This is a genomic window from Vibrio sp. SCSIO 43137, assembly GCF_028201475.1.
GTDB lineage: Bacteria > Pseudomonadota > Gammaproteobacteria > Enterobacterales > Vibrionaceae > Vibrio.
In genome coordinates, this window is sequence record NZ_CP116383.1 from 2,479,421 (window position 1) to 2,496,666 (window position 17,246).

Consider the following 17,246-nt stretch of genomic DNA (forward strand, 5'->3'; position numbering starts at 1 on the left):
CTTAGGCATGTAGGATGATATGCCGTTGCGTCTCTCACCTCGCTTAGGCACATCGATTTCATTTCTCTCACTCCCCTTAACGGCGACCGAAATGAATCCTTTAGAGAAAAATTAGATTTTTTCTGTTTTTTTTATGTTAAGGATATGTTTTGTGATAGTGATCTCAAATTATTAGCCAGTTTTAACCTCATCGGCAGAAAGCAAAAAACCCTGACATCAAGTCAGGGTTTTTACTGTTTCGCTTGAAGCTAAAGGGGATTAACCCAGTAAGCTTAGTGCTGTGTTTGGTGCCTGCTTCGCCTGTGCAAGTACTGAAGTCGATGCCTGCTGCAGGATTTGCGACTTAGTCATTGCCGTGGTTTCTTTGGCGAAGTCTGTATCTTTGATCCGGCTCTTAGACGCATTCACGTTTTCGTTGATGTTGTCTAAGTTGTTAATTGCGCTATCGAAGCGGTTCTGGAATGCACCTAGTTCCGCACGGTGGCTATCTACATATTTCAGGGCCGCATCAACAATCGCTACAGATTCTTGTGCGCCGCCTACTGAGCGAACATCGATAGTGTCAACAGAGACTTCTTTCGCTGCACCCATGCCCAGTTCACCAGCTAGGCTGCCACCAAAGGTTACATCGCCCTGTACGCTGTTGTTACCGGCAAATACTTGTAGCTTGCCATCCTGGTCTACTGAAGCACTTACTACGTCTTGCTGACCGTTAATGTAAGTTGCCAGCTCTTCGATGTCATCTCCGGCTTTCGCGTTGATAGTGAACTCTTTTGCTTCACCAAACTGGTCTGTCAGGCCGATAGTCAGCTGAGCATCTTGTGCTACTTCCCAGTCTTTACCTTTACCGTTTTCTGCTTTGTAGCTAGAGCCGCCCATCAGAGCATTGTCTGAACGCATGTCTTTTAGCTCAAGCATTACCGCTTCACCGTTGTCTGCACCAATCTGGAAAGATTTTGTTCCGTGGGTGCCGTTCAGTAGTTTGTTACCACCAAATGACGTGGTTTCTGCGATACGGTTAAGCTCATCGTTCAATGAACCAATCTCTTCCTGAATCGCCACACGCTCTTCTTTTGAGTTTGAGCCGTTCGCTGACTGCAGTGACAAGTCACGCATACGTTGCAGGATGTTAGTGGTCTCTTTCATCGCACCTTCTGCGGTTTGAGCGATAGAGATACCGTCGTTAGCATTTCGTACTGCTACATCAAGACCACGACTTTGTACATTCAAACGGTTCGAGATTTGCAGACCCGCTGCGTCGTCTTTTGCACTGTTGATTTTGAAACCTGATGACAGGCGTTCCATTGAACCGTTCAGGTCGCTTGCTGCGCTATTCAGATGGCGCTGAGCCGTCATTGCCGCTACGTTAGTATTTACATTAACTGCCATGGTGATTTCTCCAATTGATTTTCCGGTTGTGCGGTTTCCGACGTCTCGGAAAACCAAGTAGTTCTCTCAAAGTTACTTTCATTAACGGCGCTGGCGGAAATTCCTTTAGAAAAAACACGGCTTTTTTTTAAAAAAAATGTCGAAGAAAAGTAAAGCGTGAGGCTCATTGGAGTTTATTAAATTAAAAGCAAATTAATGCTAAAGATCACATAATCATGGTCGATAGAGTGGGGTTTTCTGTTTTTTGTGACTCAGAAGTGTAGTGGATTGCCGTTTAACACCAAGGCAAAAATCTAGGGGAAATAGCAAACCAGCTTGCGCTAAGTTTTAAAGATAGCAGTAAATTTTAAAGATAGCAGAAAGGAAAAAGCCCCTATCCTTTGAGAGAACCGGGGCCGTTCGCGAAGCCAGCTGCCTATGTGGAGATCGAGAGAAATGTCACATAACTGGCTAAGCGATGCATTTTAAAACGTCTGGTCTTCAGCAGTGAGAGTGAGAGAGCTTCAGACCTTCTGATTTAAAATGCGATTGCCATACCGGAATAGCCACTGGCTGACTCACGTCTGTGCCTGCCAAAGCAGAACCATTCCGACATTACTGTTATGACGTCTACTGAAGCAGAGACATAGCAGAGTTTGGCAATTGTTTTGCCTGAGCAAGTATGGAAGTACCTGCCTGTTGCAAAATTTGGTTTTTAGTAAGTTCCGTTGTCTCTTTGGCAAAATCAGTATCTTTGATTCGGCTCTTAGAGGCTTCAACGTTCTCCTGAATGTTCGCCAGGTTGTTGATACTGTGGCTTAGACGGTTCTGCTTCGCACCTAAGTCTGCACGCTGACTGTCTACATATTTCAGTGCAGCATCAATAACACCTACTGCGTTCTGAGAACCTTTTACAGAAGTTACATCAATATCCTGAGTGGTCGTTGCCACTGCCGCAGCACCAGCGATACCAACTTCAGAAGCCAGTCCTCCGGCAATATCCAGACCACCAGCTACATCAGGTTCAGCAACAAATATCTGTAGCAAGCCATTTTCACCGACAGATGCAGTCAGTCTGTCTGTCTGACCATTAATGTATGTTGCCAGCTCTTCGATATCGTCTCCGGCTTTTGCCTGGATATCGATAACCTGCTCTTCATTTTCTGCATCAGCAGCAAAAGTGAATTTAAGATCCAGCTTATCTGCCGGCACACCCCAGTCTTTACCAATGGTTTTTCCTTCAGGAAGCTCTGAGAAGAAAGTCTCACCACCCATACGATAGTCATCAGCACGGATGCTGGTCAGACCCACAATCATGGCTTCACCAGAGTTAGAACCAATCTGGAATGCCGCTTCACCAAATGATCCGTTAAGCAGACGACGTCCACCAAATGACGTTGTTTCTGCAATACGGTTAAGTTCGTCCTGCAGTGCGCTTACTTCTTCGTTCAGAGCCTGACGCTCAGACAGTGAGTTCGAGCCGTTAGCCGATTGCAGTGACAGGTCACGCATACGTTGCAGAATCGCAGTCGATTCGTTCATTGCACCTTCAGCAGTCTGTGCAATAGAGATACCATCGTTAGCATTTCGCATTGCCACATCCAGACCACGGGACTGTGCATTCAATCGGTTAGATATCTGCATACCTGCCGCATCGTCTTTTGCACTATTGATCTTGTGACCGGATGACAGACGTTCCATCGATGTATTCAGGTTATCCGTCGCTTTGTTTAAGTAACGCTGAGACGTCATTGCCGCGACGTTAGTACTTACTGTAACAGCCATATTTTGCTCTCCTGTTGAGTTCGCAAGTAGTTTGCGAAGCGGCCAGCTTTTCGTCTCATTTGGATAAGCACTGACCGTATAGTTACTTGCTGAACTTAGCGCTAACGCTAAGCTCAAATCGTATTCATAATCTGTATAAATACATTCAAGTAGCGTGCCACTTTACAAATTTTCTGAAAATAAATTTATTTTCTTTATATTACAGAGACTTATATAGTTAGCATCAATAATTGCCTCAGTCACTGTGCTCTTTCAGGTGAGGCGGCAAAGGTATAAAAACCAAATTTTGCCGCTTTTCCTGTTGCCGCACTTTGTTAACCTAGTTTCAGTTTTGGCACGTATGGCAATAGCACATACGGCAGTTAAAACTCAGATATAGTTAAAAAGAGTGAGGTCTTTGGTTTTTCCGAAAGCTTTTTGTGAAGCCTCCAGTGCAAGGGAGTTCTCGTTAAAATCGATAACTGCCTGCGAGTAATCCAGATCTTCAAAGGCACTTTTAGACTTTGCCAGCGTCAGCTTAAAGTCTTCATGCAAATCTTCCTGAATATCCAGAGTGTTCATCCGGGCACCCACATCCGTTCTTGCTTTACCAAGGTGGATAAAGGCTGCCGCAAATTCTTCGGTGATTCGTTGCAGCTCTGCAGTAGCGTTCGTGTCAGATACTGATGTACCTGATAAATCTATCGCCTGTTTAAAGCTGTCAAAAATACTTATCGTCTTTTTCGGGCTAATGGTGATACTGTCACCGGCAGTAATCTGCCCTTTCAGCTGAATGGTCAGGCCTTCGTTTTTAATACCTACTGCCGGGTCAAATTCTGCCGCGCCAACCACACTGCCGTCTTTCTCTAGCTGATAACCAAATTTGCCGGTTCCCATATCAACAAACGTCACTGTGTAACTGGCATTGTCATTAAAATCGAGATTGGTTGCTCTCTCCAGCAGCAGTTCAGATGCAGGCTGAAGCTGATAGCTCGGTGAGTAATCACCAAACGGGTTAGCTATCTGCATATACATCTTGCTGCCGGGATCATTAGTCGGCATTTCCAGCTGGTTAGAGACCTTCATCTTTCTCTGATAATCATCACCGGAGTAACTAACGTTACCCTGATTGTCTCGGAAGAAAGGCTGGTTCTTAGGCTTAGTACCGGCAAAGATATAGTTACCGGATTCATCCTGACTGTTCGCCAGAGTCAGCAGGTTGTCAGCTATCTCTTCCAGTTCACGGGTTTTAGCGATCCGGTCTTCTGCGGAGTGCGAACCGTTGATCATCTCCATCACAGTCCGTTTCGCTTTATCGGCATAATCTTCCGAGTTAGCCACCAGCACTTCGTGATGTTCCAGACGGTTTCTGACCAGTACGATTGCGTCCATATACTGACGCAACTGCTCGGTCTGCTGACCAATACTCTGTATATAGTGAGTCGCCAGCGGATCATCACTGGAGTTAAGCAGTTTTTTACCAGACGCCAGCTGCGCCTGATTGTGGAAAATTTTGTTCTCCTGACGGCGCAGATCATTCTGCACTGACTGGTAGTTATGAAAACTTGCGATTCTTCCAACCATTTTTCACCTCCTACCTTAACGCCAGAATTGTATCGAAGGTGTCATTGGCTGCCTGCATGATGCGGGATGAAGCCATATAAGCCTGCTGGAATTTCATCATATTGGCCGCTTCTTCATCCAGGTTAACTCCGGAGATTTCAGCCACACGCTCTTCAGCAGACTCTTTTTCCAGACGGGCAACGTCTGCCAGTCTGGACGCGGTAGACATTTTCAGTCCCACGTTGGTATTCAGGTTGTGGTAAAGCTCGAGTATGGTCGAGTTATTATCATCAACGGTTTTTGCCGTCTGTAGATCCTGCATCTTAAGCAGGTTACCGTTATCACCTTCTGACGGCGTCAGGTTGGCGGCTAATTTATCATTAGCAATCGCACCGCCGGACAAACTAAAAGTGGTTCCCTGAACGGTAACCGGACCACTTGGCGGATAAGCCTGAGGCTGGAGTAATACTCTTCCGGCCATATCCAGCACGGCAAACTGATCTCCCTTCGGCGAAACAACAACCTGAAACTCTTTAAGGCTGCCGGCCGTTAAAACACGGAAGTCCGCATCACCCTGAGCAAAAGTCACCGAACTCTGGTAACTTTGAGCGGCAATTTTTGTCGGGTCATTCATCATCAGTTTGATCTGCTCGGCACCGAAACGCACCGGACGCAAAATAATCTTTTCACCCGCTCTCGGGTCACTGGCAATTTCCACCCGCATTCCATCGATATACAGGGCAGAGTTTTGTGGTTCAACCTGAACAATTTCACCACTTGGCTTAATAACGGTGTAATCGCTGCCGTCATACCTGAGATGATAATCCCCGGCTTTAATCTGGCTGATATCGTCGATATAGACGCCCATATCAGCTTCTGAGTTTTTCTCGGTGAAGACGCGATCTTTAACAACCCGATCTGAGTTCACATCGGTAAACAACAGCGCACCGACATTACCATGAAGATCCAGCCCCTGAGCCTGAAGTTCATTCACTTCATAAGAGAGAGAGGTGGCAACGCGGCCAAGTTCGTCCTGCACATAAGGAATCAACTCATCACGCATTTTGAATAGCGCTCCGAGGCGACCATCAATGCCTTCGTTCTTAATAACTTTGAGCCCTTTACCTTCAATCAGCGCCAGTTTGCGCTGATTAGGATCCGGAGAGCCGTCCACCATGGTCAGTGTACTGGCTTCATTGCCGGATACTAAGGTGTGACCGCTACCAATATGAACATTAAATCCTTCATTATTGCCACGAGTAGTCACCGTTACCTTGGTGTACTGAGATAACTCACGCACCAGCTTTTCATAAGTATCCATAAGGTCATTATGAGGACCGGGCGTTCTCATCATTAATTTATTGATATCACGAATTTCACCGGCGATCTGGTTAATACGCTCAACGGCTAAATCAAGTTTTCTGTTCGTGTTTGATGATTCCTGACGGACGGTTTCATAGAAGGTGTTCAGGTTCTGGCTGATCAGATCCGCTTTTTCCATTACCACTTTTCGTGCACCCACATCGTTTGGTGAGTCCGCCAGTGTTTTTACCGAATCAAACCACTCGTTAATATTTTCCGGAATTTTCTTCGAGGCAAGTGATGAAAGCATGGTTGTCAGCATATCCAGATGCTCTTCATCATCTTTACGGTTGGCATTGTTGGTAGTAGAAACATTCAGTTCGGCAACGGCAAACTGATCCCATGAGCGGCGAACATTTTCCACATGTACGCCCATACCATAAGTTTCGCCGCCATATTGCCGCGGCATATTGGTGCCCTGGATTACCGACTGACGGCTATAGCCTTCGGTATTCGCATTCGATATGTTATGACCTGTGGTGTTGAGTTGTCTCTGAGCGGTCAATACGCTCTGAGTACCAACATTCAACAAATCCGACGCCATAATGCCCCCAGTAGAACCAATAAACTTAGAAAATCTTTAAATCTCTATAGGTTCTATAGCAACATATATGCCAAAAATGTTCCGACTGAAATAACCGATAAGAAGATTAGATTAAACTATTGATTAGTAATAAAGAAAAAAGGGCTTTCGCCCTTTTAAATAACTTTTATAGCATCTGGTCGACGCGCTGTTTCACCTTCAGAACCTTATCGGCATAATTAGGGTCAGTTGCATAACCCGCCTTATGAATACCATGAATAAATGACTCCGAATTGTTGTCATGCTGCAGGGCGTTCTGATATCTCGGATTTTGGTTAAGGAAACGAACAAAGTCGTTAAAGCTATCTTCATAGCTGGAATATGAGCGGAAAGAGGCCCGCTCTTTAACCGGCACGTTATCGTGGAACTCCAGAGTTTGTGTCGCTACCTTATCGCCCTTCCAGCTTCTGTCTGCCTTAATATTAAACAGGTTGTTGCTGCTGCCTTGAGCGTTTTTCACCATCTTCTGCCCCCAGCCTGTTTCAAGGGCTGCCTGTGCAATCAGAAGTGACGGATCAACACCAAGGGCTTTTGCTGCTCTTTCAGCATATGGCCCCATAGAACGGACAAAATGCTCAGGACTGTCAAAAGATGCCGGCTCTTTTCTGACCCTGTTTGCCTGCATAGCCTGAAATGCTTTGTCAGCCACCAAGCCTGCCTGCTCAGAATCAATGGATGATTTAGAGGTTGCTTCAAGGGCTGCATTTCTCATTGCCAGCTCTGTTTCATCCTGAGGCAAACCGGCACCCAGTTGAGCCACAATCATATCGGCCAGACCAAGAGAACCGGAAGAGCTGATCTCACTGGCCATCTGATCATCCATCATCTGACGATAAAAATCCTGACTCTGGCTTTTCAGCATATCTGACTCAAAAGCCGAGTTGGCATCGCGCATAGACTTAAACAGCATGTTGGTGAAAATGGCTTCAAATTGCTTTGCAGCTGCATGAAGCGCTTGTTTCTGATCATCTGCATCATTGCTGTTTACCGCGCTCTGACGAAGCTGGTCCAGGTTAGCGATATCGTGAATAAATCCGACGTCTGTTGCCTTGTTAACCATAATAGTGTCCTCAGATAATGATCAACTGGCCTTCAATTGCACCGGCCTGCTTAAGGGCCTGCAATATCGCCATAAGATCTGAAGGCGCTGCACCTACTTCGTTTACCGCGCGGACAAGATCATCAAGTGTCAGGCCGGGTTCAAACTTAAACATCTTACCCTGCTCTTCATTCACCTCTATGGTGGAATTAGGAACAACCACTGTTTGTCCCTGAGATAAAGCATTTGGCTGACTAACCTGAAGATTTTCTTTAATTGCTACCGTCATACCACCATGGGTCACAGCAGCAGGTTTTAACTTCACATGCTGGCCGACCACTATGGTACCGGTACGTGAGTTAACAATAATTTTTGCCGAACCTTCTGCCGGATTAAATTCAATGTTTTCGATGGCAGATAAAAACGCCACTCTCTGACTCACATCTCTCGGAGCACGTACCCTTACAGAGGTTGAGTCCACCGCTGAAGCCATTTGAGGGCCAAGGAAATTGTTTACCGCATCAGCCATACGCTGCGCCGTAGTAAAGTCTGATTCAAGCAGGTTAAAAGTAATAAAGTCACCACGGCTGAATGGTGTTGGTATCTCTCTTTCCACTGTCGCACCACTAGAGATTAAACCAACCGTCGGGTTATTACCTACCACCTTGGAACCATCGGCACCTGTGGCACTAAAACCGCTTACCACCAGATTACCCTGAGCAACGGCATAGATTTCACCATCCAGACCTTTCAGAAAAGTTTGAACTAAGGTACCGCCACGCAGGCTTTTTGCTGAACCGATAGAAGAGACGGTCACATCAACTTGTTGCCCCTGTTTAGAAAAGGGAGGTAATTCAGCGGTGACAATCACTGCTGCAACATTCTTGGTTTTCGGTTTGGTTCCCGGCGGCAACTGAATGCCGAAGTTTTGCAGCATGGCATTGAAACTTTGATCGGTAAAGGGAGTAGACTCGCCGGTACCCGGCAGACCTGTCACTAGCCCGTAACCAATTAACTGGTTACTACGTACACCGGCAACTTCGGCTACATCTTTGATTCTTGCAGCATGTGCTGATGTAAATATCATCATTATGCTCACAATGGCTAGTGTTAACTTTCTCATGACTAAACCCTGTTTACCGTCAAAACATCGACCTTAAATTTCAATTAAAGGGAGACATTAAAGAATCGTGCCAAGAATCCAGGTTCTTGCATATCTTGTTGCGTTCCCGTGCCCGAGTATTGAATTCTGGCATTGGAAATTCGCGTGGAAGCGATTGTATTTTCGAAACTTATATCATCAGGGCGAATGGTTCCGCTCAGACGAATATATTCGTCACCGGTATTCAGTGTCAGCCACTTCTCACCGCGAATCACCAGATTGCCGTTCGCCAGTACGTCAATAACTTCTACAGTAATAGAACCTGTGATGCTGTTGCTCTGATTAGCGGATGAGTTACCTTTAAACTTATTGCCGTTTTTCAGTTCGTAGGAGAAGTTGTAATCATTGATAGTCAGCGGTTTGCCGCCTACAGATAGCGGGTCCATAGAGGCGTCATTAGATTTAGACAGATCAGCATCAGCACTTTTTGCCGCTTTAGTATTCTCATCCATCATTACCGTAACAATATCACCCACACCATGTGGCTTAGAATCATCATAAAGGTTGCTGGCATAGTTACTGTTAAACAGGGAACCGGTTGCTGTAGCGTAATGCTGTGGTTTTTTCTTCGGATGAATAGGTGCCCATGCCGGATCACCTTTCAGCGGGTCAATACGGCTACGTAATGTATCGATCACTCCCGTATCTTCTTCTTCAGATTTATCACCCTCTACGGCATCAACTAATGTGGTCGCCTGCTCTACATCACTACCAGAATCAGAAGGGGCAAGAGAACAACCTGAAAGCAGAGCCAGCATAAGTAACGCGATATAATTTTTCATAATCAAATACTCAGAATATTAAAGTTGCTGGTTAACAAAGCTTTGCATCTTATCCACAGCTGAAATTACTTTTGAATTCATCTCATAAACACGCTGGGCTTCAATCAGGTTAACCAGCTCTTCCGTAACGTTTACGTTTGAACTCTCCAGCATCGACTGTTTAATTGCGCCCAGACCTTCCAGCCCCGGAACACCTTCCTGTGGGTCACCACTGGCGCCCGTCGGCAGGTAGAGGTTCTGACCAATAGGTTCCAGACCGCCCGGGTTAATAAAATCAACGGTAGTAATCTGCCCCACCACCTGATTGTTCTGCTGACCACGTACACGTACTGAAACTTCACCATCGTTACCAATTGTGATTGAGATAGCATCTTCAGGGATGACGATTTCCGGCTGCAGGGAATAACCTGCTGCGGAAGTGACAATGGTTCCTTCATCATTCAGGGTAAACTGACCATTTCGGCTATAGCCAATATTTCCGTCCGGCATGAGTACCTGGAAAAAACCGTCACCTTCAATCATCATATCCAGACTGTTGGAAGTAGTCTGGGCATTACCGTCAGTATGAATTTTCTGCGTTGCCACCACCTTGGAACCGGCACCCAGCATCAAACCACTTGGCAACTCGGTATTCTGAGATGACTGACCACCAGCCTGATTAATGTTCTGATAAAAAAGATCCTCAAATACTGCACGGCTCTTTTTGTAGCCAACAGTAGAGGCGTTGGCAAGGTTGTTCGAGATGGTGGCAATATTTGTCTGTTGCGCATCTAAACCTGTTTTACTTACCCATAGTGCAGGATGCATAATCTCTCCCCTTCCTTATACTGTTAGCTCATACGAAGCAATGAGTCGGACGCTTTGTCCATATCTTCTGCATTGCTCATCAGTTTGACTTGCATTTCAAACTGGCGCTGTAAATCAATTAAATTGGTCATTTCACTTACGGCATTGACGTTACTGCCTTCGACCGCGCCGGTCATAATTTTCACATCAGCGTCGGCTTCAAATACCATATTTGGATCTTTGGAGCGAAACAGACCATTAGTGTCTTTGAATAAATCACGATTATTGGTACTGGTTAGCTTGATACGGTCAACCACCTCAATGGCATTAGCCGGAGCACCTTGTGGCAAAACGGAAATAGTGCCGTCACGGCCAATTTCTACTTTAGCCAGTGGTATGGGTAACGTAATAGGGGCTCCTGTCTCTCCCAGAACCGCATGACCTGAACCGTTAGAAAGCAGGCCGGTTTCATCAATATGGAGGTTACCATTGCGTGTCAGGCCTTCCTGACCAGTTTTATCCATTACCGAAATCCAGCCATCACCTTCAACGGTAATATCCAGATCACGGCCGGTGGTTACCACACTACCCTGAGCAAAACTGTGACCCGGACGCTCTGTCATACTAAACACTCTTGACGGCAAACCTTCGCCGTAAGCCTGCATCGAACGGGCTTGTGCCAGATCGGCACGAAAGCCGGTAGTACTGACGTTAGCCAGGTTATTGGCTCTCAGCTGCATTTCCTGCATATTTTGCTTAGCGCCACTCATGGCAAGAAACAGTGCGCGATCCATAATTTTGCTCCAAAAAATCGTTTCTGAAGCTTATAAAGCAATTGGCGTGCCAACTTGATTTAAATCAGATATAACAAACACTTGCATAACGGTGACATTATACAAAGAGGTGGGAAGGGAGAAATGTATGTAAGTTATTGCCGCTTATGCGGCAATAAAATCAGGCCACAAATTGCTCTGTAGCCTGATCGACAGATGATTGCATTAACGAATCTGCAGAATAGTCTGCTGAGTCTGGTTATGCACTTCAAGAGAACGGGAGTTCGCCTGGAAATTACGCTGAGCAGAGATTAGGTCAACCAACTCCTGCGTCATATCAATGTTTGACTGCTCTAATGTACCGTTACTGATGGTACCGAACGAGCCCTTATTCGACTCACCCCAGATTTTATCTCCGGAAAACTGAGTTGAATCCCATTGAGTTCCGCCTTTCTTATCCAGCCCTTGCTCATTTGGTACACGTACCAGAGCTACCCGGCCTAATGTCACGTTTTCACCATTTGAGTAAGTACCCAGAACACTGCCGTTTTCATCGAAGTCCAGCTTGATAAGGAAGCCGGTGGTCGCACCATCCTCATCAAACTTAGTCAACTCAAACGGAGCAGCAAACTGTGTCGCACTGTCCAGCTTAAAGCTCAGTTGCTGAGTCGGATCGGCACCGTTAAGATCTATCGGGTTCGCTCCTGCACCAAGGGCATCAGAAACAATTGGCTGACCGTTATTTAACGATTGAAGAGTACCATCATTGTTAAACTTCATGGTATGACCGACATGACCCGTCGCATTCGTGGCATCACCACCTGTGATATTCACGGGCTTTTCACCAGCCTCATCAGTCACAGTATAGTATGTTTGCCACGTATTCGGCTGGGTCATATCTTTAAGATAGTAGGTCGTCAGTTTGTACGACTGTCCCATCGAGTCATAAATCGTGGATGAAGTTGAACGGTTATAAGTCTCTTCATCGGTAAAATCGAACAGCGCAGGATCTTTGAGGTCACCATTTGCCGGCAGGTTTACGCCCACTTCAACGTTTGCCGTCTGCTTTGGCTTACCAAATTCAGCAGGAACATTAAGTGGTGAAGGTTCATAAGAGAGAACGTCACCGGTATCCGGATTCACCTGATAACCCAACAGATACTCTTCGTTAGAAGTTACCATGTAGTTATCTTTATTCAGGTGAAAAGCACCGTTACGGGTCAGTTCATTTTGAGCAGGAACCATACGATCTTTTGATACAGCGAAAAAGCCGGTACCTGCTACCCGTAAATCCATAGGGTTATTGGTATAAACACTAGAACCTTCATGGAATTGCTGGGCAACTTTGTTTGCCTGAACACCTCCGCCTGGAGTTGTTTTAGCATTAGTAAACAGTGAGTTAGAATAAACATCACCAAATTCAGCACGGGATTCTTTAAATCCATATGTGTTGGCGTTAGCAATGTTATTACTGGTCGTGTTTAAATCTAATTGAGCAGCGGCTAAACCACTTAAAGATACATATGACATTTCAAATTCTCCTATCTAGCCTGCGTAATTACGCTTTGCCAACTTCTAGTACTTCAGCAAGTCGAACTGGCGAATCAAATCCAGCCAGATTGAGCAGTACGTTTCCGTCACCTTTGCCGAGCAGAACACTATTCACATTCGCATAAGTCGAAACTTCAAACTCTGTGCTTTGTCCGTCCAGCAGTCCACCGGCTTTTACGTTATATTTGCCGGCAGGCAACGGATTACCGTTTTCATCTTTACCATCCCATTCGACGCGGTTCTCACCAGCGGGTTTAGCACCAACATCAAGTGTTCTTACTAATTGTCCCAGCTCGTTTTCAACACGAACAAACAGGTTATCTACCGATTGAGGAAGTTTCACCATAGCCGCCATTCCCGCATTGTCCGGCTTAACACCGGCAGCTCCGGGAACCAACACATCACGTCCTACAAGCGTGGATGCCTGCAGAGCCTGATTTGAAGTCATGGACGAGTTCAGGCTTTCAAACTGTCCATTCATTTTGGTGATTCCGTCAACAGTCGCAAATGAAGCCATTTGCGCAATCATCTGGTCATTACCAACCGGCTTAAAAGGATCCTGCTGAGCAAGCTGCTTTGTGAGCAAGGATAAGAAGTCCTCTTGTTTGAGTTCTTGCTTACCAGTCGTCTCCGTAGGCTTATTTTGCTCTTGAAGATTTTTAAGCTGATCAAGGTAGGATAAACCGTTCTGACCAACGTTGTTGATTGCCATTACGCTATCTCCTTATCCTTATTGACCCATCTGCAGCGTACGCAGCAGCATTTGTTTACTTGCATCAGCCACCTGCACATTCGTCTGATATGAACGAGAAGCTGAAATCATGTTCGCCATTTCTTCCATGACATTGACGTTAGGTTTGTAGATATACCCTTCATCATTGGCAAGAGGGTGATCCGGGTTATATTCCGCCTGAAGCGGTTTATCGCTCTCAATAATGCCCATCACTTTAACAGGCACATTATGATCACGGTTGTAGCGTGCTTTACTTAACTCAGCGCCAAATACAGCATGGCGTGCTTTGTAGGTCTCTTTAGCAGAGCCACTGACACTGTCTGCGTTGGCAAGGTTACTTGAAGTGGTATTTAGACGAACAGATTCAGCACTCATTGCAGAACCAGTCACATTGAACACATTAAATAAGCTCATCTAATTATTCCCCTTTAATCGCCTTAGTTAAGTTTTTAAATTTACCACCCAGAAAGTCGAGTGAAGCCTGATGTCTGATCTGGTTTTGCATAAACAAGTTACGCTCTAAATCCACATCGACAGTATTACCGTCACCCGTATCAGGCTGGGTAGGAACACGATACTTAACATCCCCGTTCACATTGGTGGTGGCAGCAATATGCCGTTCATTGGTGCGGCTAAGACCAAAACTTGCCCCCGACGTTGCCGCGGCAAGTGCTCGCTGAAAGTCCATTCCTTTTGATTTAAACCCGGGCGTGTTCGCCTGCGCAATGTTTGAAGAGATAACCTCCGCATTGCGCTCACGTACTCCAACAGTATGTTGGTGAATGCCCAGAGCATTATTAAAAGAAATGGCCATATTGTGCCTCTACCATCCAAAATGACTTACTACTAAGATTAAAAGCAATCATCATGCCAACAATTAACACTCGGATAATTTATCTTTAATCTAGTGTTACAACACTAAGTTGCAGGTAAACATTTGCATAAATCGAGCCAAAAAAATTGCTAAATCTGAAATGTCTCTTTAAGAATAGCGAATATTGTCACTATCAGCGAATAATGGCGTGAAGGGAAAGTAGAGCTGAAAAAGAAAGAGGAGCACTATGGCTCCTCTTGGTATGTCATTTTTGCCGGCTTATTTAAGCTTATAAATAATACCTGGATTGCAACGTACCATTTCAAAGCGATCCGTCAATCCGGTTAGAGACTCGGATGCACCAAGCAACAGATAGCCACCCGGATTTAATGAGTTGGCAATAGAGTTCAGTACCTGCGATTTCATATCCGGTGAAAAATAGATCAAAACATTACGACAAAAGACAATATCGAACTTGCCAAGTAGTGCGTAGCTTTCCATCAGGTTCTGAGGACGAAAGTTCACTAAACGTTTGGCGTTATCTTTGATCTTCATCCTTCCGTCACCGGCATCTTCAAAGAAGGTGCGGCGTCTTTCCGGAGACAGGCCTCGTCCTAGAGCCAGGTTGTCATAAACTCCTGCACGGCACATATCCAGCATACTGGCGGAGATATCTGTCGCGGTAATAGAGACGCTTGGCAGAAACCCCGGGCGTTTAGCCTGAGTTTCCAAAACCGTCATCGCCATTGAGTATGGCTCCTGACCCGATGAACTTGCTGCTGACCAAATCTTTATTGGTCGCTTCTTTTCTGCCATTTCCGGCAATAGTTTGTCAGCAAGTACTGTAAACGGATAACTGTCCCGGAACCAAAGTGTTTCATTGGTTGTCATGGCATCAACGGCGGCAACCCTTAGTTCACGGTTACGCCCGGTAACCACATTTCGCAGTAAATCAGACAAGGACTCAAGCTTAAACTTTGTCACAAGGGGACTTAAGCGGCTTCGCACTAAATACTGCTTGCTGTCGCCTAAAACAATACCACACTGTGATTCTAGAAATCGGCTGAAATCTCTGTACTCTTGATCACTTATCGTAATTGCTGTCATTCACTTCTCTTTTTATTTGCTGACTGCTGCTTTTACTGCGGCGCCTAATTCATCTGGGTTAAATTTAGCAATAAACTCGTTGGCACCAACGCGCTCTACCATAGCCTGATTAAATACACCGCTGAGTGATGTATGCAGGATAATATGCAAATCCTTAAAATCAGGGTGACGACGAAGCTCTGCTGTCAAAGTATAGCCGTCCATCTCAGGCATTTCGATATCTGATATTACCAAGGATATCTGGTCGTAAATGCTACCTTCTGCTGCCATTTCAACGAGTTTATCATAGGCTTCTTTTCCGTCTTTCACCAGAATGCCTTCAAAACCAATTGATTCAACAGCTCTCTGAACCTGCTTACGGGCTACAGTAGAGTCATCGGCAATCAGGATACGACGAACAATTGGTTTCTCGCTTTCCTGTTCTACCTGAGCAATTTCTTCCACAAGGCCAGCGTCCATTTCCTCCTCAACAGGAGAAATTTCTGCCAGAATTTTCTCAACATCAATAATTTCAACCAGCTCATTATCAATATTGGTAACCGCAGTTAAATAGTTGCCTTTGCCGGCGCCTTCAGGTGGCGGCAATATGGATTCCCAGTGCATGTTAATGATTCGCTCAACCGAAGTCACCAAAAAGCCCTGAATTGTACGGTTAAATTCCGAGATAATAACGAAACAGTTTTGAGGATCCTGAGTTGCCCGCCCGCCGATAGCAAGGCTGAGATCAATAACAGAAATAGTTTGTCCGCGAATATGAGCAACACCGACTACCATTGGGTTCAGGTTTGGCATTGATGTCAACTGAGGGCATTGAAGCACTTCTTTTACTTTAAAAACGTTAATCCCATAACGCTGACGCCCCATCAGACGGAACGTTAATAACTCCAATCTGTTTTGACCTACTAACTGCGTTCGCTGATTCACAGAATCCATGATACCGGTCATAAACTCAACTCCATCTCAAACTTCTGATTAAAAAATGATAAACTATAGAGGTTATATTTAAAGAAAGCACACAAAATGGCCCTCGTACAGTCAGGCATACCAACTATGTATTCTATATCTAAGTGTAAAGCTTTATACAAATTTCTTGATAAATCTATCGGTTTTTTTATGTTTTTCTTTAGCCTATCTTGCTTTTCTGCGACACCTGAACAGATTTTGGCGATTCAGACCGCAGCAGAACAACATGTTAATAGCATTATAGACCTTCCCGAGCAGGGTGAGTTAGTCGCAAAAGCGGCTCAGCTAGATTCCAGAATCAAAGCTTCTGACTGTTCTCAGCCATTGATTGCTTCTTCTTCAACAAAAAGCCACACAACCAGTAGCGTTACCGTCTTAATTGAATGCGATGCAGAAAACTGGCGGGTTTATGTACCGGTAAAAACATCAATTTCTTTACCTCTGGTCACCGTTAACCGCTCCCTGTCGAGAGGGGATATTATTGCCGCCGGTGATCTGTCTATGAGTATGATAAAGCTGACGGGATATCGTAGACAAGGATTAACTGATATAAATCAGGCAGTAGGCGCTAAACTTAAGAAAAATGTGCGCCCGGGTAAGGTATTGGAACGTAATGATATCTGCGTTGTTTGCCGCAACGAAAAAGTGATTATAAAAGCGGTAAAAGGCGGCATGACCATTACAACTAAAGGAACCGCTTTGACCGATGGCGCTTCCGGTGACCAAATCAGAGTGAAAAATGATAAATCTAAACGTATAATTGAGGGAGTTGTGACGGGAATTGCTGAAATTACAGTATATTTTTGATTTTTTTTCCCGCAAACTAGGGAAACCGATAAAAAAGTCTAAAGGTTAGACAATTTCGGTCGATACTCTGGTTACAAAATTTAATTTAT

Annotated in this window: 16 protein-coding genes; 1 reads left to right on the forward strand and 15 read right to left on the reverse strand. The window is 45.2% G+C overall.

What is annotated here, in order from left to right; translation table 11 throughout:
- Nucleotides 1-258: 258 nt before the first annotated feature.
- From PK654_RS11550 to PK654_RS11620, 15 genes are all read right to left on the reverse strand, one after another.
- Nucleotides 259-1,389: a flagellin gene (locus PK654_RS11550; RefSeq protein ID WP_271695941.1), complete on the reverse strand. Its 1,131-nt coding sequence runs from the start codon at nt 1,387-1,389 to the stop codon at nt 259-261.
- Between the two features lie 609 nt (nt 1,390-1,998).
- Nucleotides 1,999-3,153, reverse strand: coding sequence for a flagellin (locus tag PK654_RS11555; RefSeq protein WP_271695942.1), 1,155 nt, complete (start codon nt 3,151-3,153; stop codon nt 1,999-2,001).
- A 369-nt stretch (nt 3,154-3,522) separates the two neighbouring features.
- Nucleotides 3,523-4,716, reverse strand: coding sequence for a flagellar hook-associated protein FlgL (flgL, locus tag PK654_RS11560; RefSeq protein ID WP_271695943.1), 1,194 nt, complete (start codon nt 4,714-4,716; stop codon nt 3,523-3,525).
- 10 nt (nt 4,717-4,726) lie between these two features.
- Complete coding sequence (flgK, locus tag PK654_RS11565; protein WP_271695944.1) at nt 4,727-6,601, reverse strand: flagellar hook-associated protein FlgK; 1,875 nt, start codon at nt 6,599-6,601, stop codon at nt 4,727-4,729.
- A gap of 166 nt (nt 6,602-6,767) precedes the next feature.
- Entirely contained in the window at nt 6,768-7,700 is a 933-nt protein-coding gene (flgJ, locus tag PK654_RS11570; protein WP_271695945.1) for a flagellar assembly peptidoglycan hydrolase FlgJ, read from the reverse strand.
- A 10-nt stretch (nt 7,701-7,710) separates the two neighbouring features.
- A complete protein-coding gene (locus tag PK654_RS11575) occupies nt 7,711-8,802 on the reverse strand; it encodes a flagellar basal body P-ring protein FlgI (RefSeq protein ID WP_271695946.1) in 1,092 nt (363 codons plus the stop codon).
- 44 nt (nt 8,803-8,846) lie between these two features.
- Nucleotides 8,847-9,623 carry a flagellar basal body L-ring protein FlgH gene (flgH, locus tag PK654_RS11580; protein WP_271695947.1) on the reverse strand — a complete coding sequence of 259 codons (777 nt, stop codon included), beginning with the start codon at nt 9,621-9,623 and terminating at the stop codon, nt 8,847-8,849.
- 18 nt (nt 9,624-9,641) lie between these two features.
- Nucleotides 9,642-10,430, reverse strand: coding sequence for a flagellar basal-body rod protein FlgG (gene flgG / locus PK654_RS11585; protein WP_271695948.1), 789 nt, complete (start codon nt 10,428-10,430; stop codon nt 9,642-9,644).
- 23 nt (nt 10,431-10,453) lie between these two features.
- Nucleotides 10,454-11,203: a flagellar basal body rod protein FlgF gene (locus tag PK654_RS11590; protein ID WP_271695949.1), complete on the reverse strand. Its 750-nt coding sequence runs from the start codon at nt 11,201-11,203 to the stop codon at nt 10,454-10,456.
- Nucleotides 11,204-11,407: 204 nt separating this feature from the next.
- Complete coding sequence (gene flgE, locus PK654_RS11595) at nt 11,408-12,712, reverse strand: flagellar hook protein FlgE (RefSeq protein WP_271695950.1); 1,305 nt, start codon at nt 12,710-12,712, stop codon at nt 11,408-11,410.
- A 28-nt stretch (nt 12,713-12,740) separates the two neighbouring features.
- Nucleotides 12,741-13,445 (reverse strand): flagellar hook assembly protein FlgD, encoded by a 705-nt coding sequence (locus tag PK654_RS11600; protein WP_271695951.1) that lies wholly within the window; start codon nt 13,443-13,445, stop codon nt 12,741-12,743.
- An 18-nt stretch (nt 13,446-13,463) separates the two neighbouring features.
- Complete coding sequence (flgC, locus tag PK654_RS11605) at nt 13,464-13,880, reverse strand: flagellar basal body rod protein FlgC (protein ID WP_271695952.1); 417 nt, start codon at nt 13,878-13,880, stop codon at nt 13,464-13,466.
- A gap of 4 nt (nt 13,881-13,884) precedes the next feature.
- Nucleotides 13,885-14,280 carry a flagellar basal body rod protein FlgB gene (gene flgB, locus PK654_RS11610; protein ID WP_271695953.1) on the reverse strand — a complete coding sequence of 132 codons (396 nt, stop codon included), beginning with the start codon at nt 14,278-14,280 and terminating at the stop codon, nt 13,885-13,887.
- Between the two features lie 279 nt (nt 14,281-14,559).
- Complete coding sequence (locus tag PK654_RS11615) at nt 14,560-15,387, reverse strand: CheR family methyltransferase (protein WP_271695954.1); 828 nt, start codon at nt 15,385-15,387, stop codon at nt 14,560-14,562.
- A gap of 12 nt (nt 15,388-15,399) precedes the next feature.
- Complete coding sequence (locus PK654_RS11620; protein WP_271695955.1) at nt 15,400-16,332, reverse strand: chemotaxis protein CheV; 933 nt, start codon at nt 16,330-16,332, stop codon at nt 15,400-15,402.
- Between the two features lie 75 nt (nt 16,333-16,407).
- Here PK654_RS11620 and flgA point away from each other — a divergent pair, with 75 nt between their 5' ends.
- Nucleotides 16,408-17,157 carry a flagellar basal body P-ring formation chaperone FlgA gene (gene flgA / locus PK654_RS11625; protein WP_271695956.1) on the forward strand — a complete coding sequence of 250 codons (750 nt, stop codon included), beginning with the start codon at nt 16,408-16,410 and terminating at the stop codon, nt 17,155-17,157.
- Nucleotides 17,158-17,246: the final 89 nt, after the last annotated feature.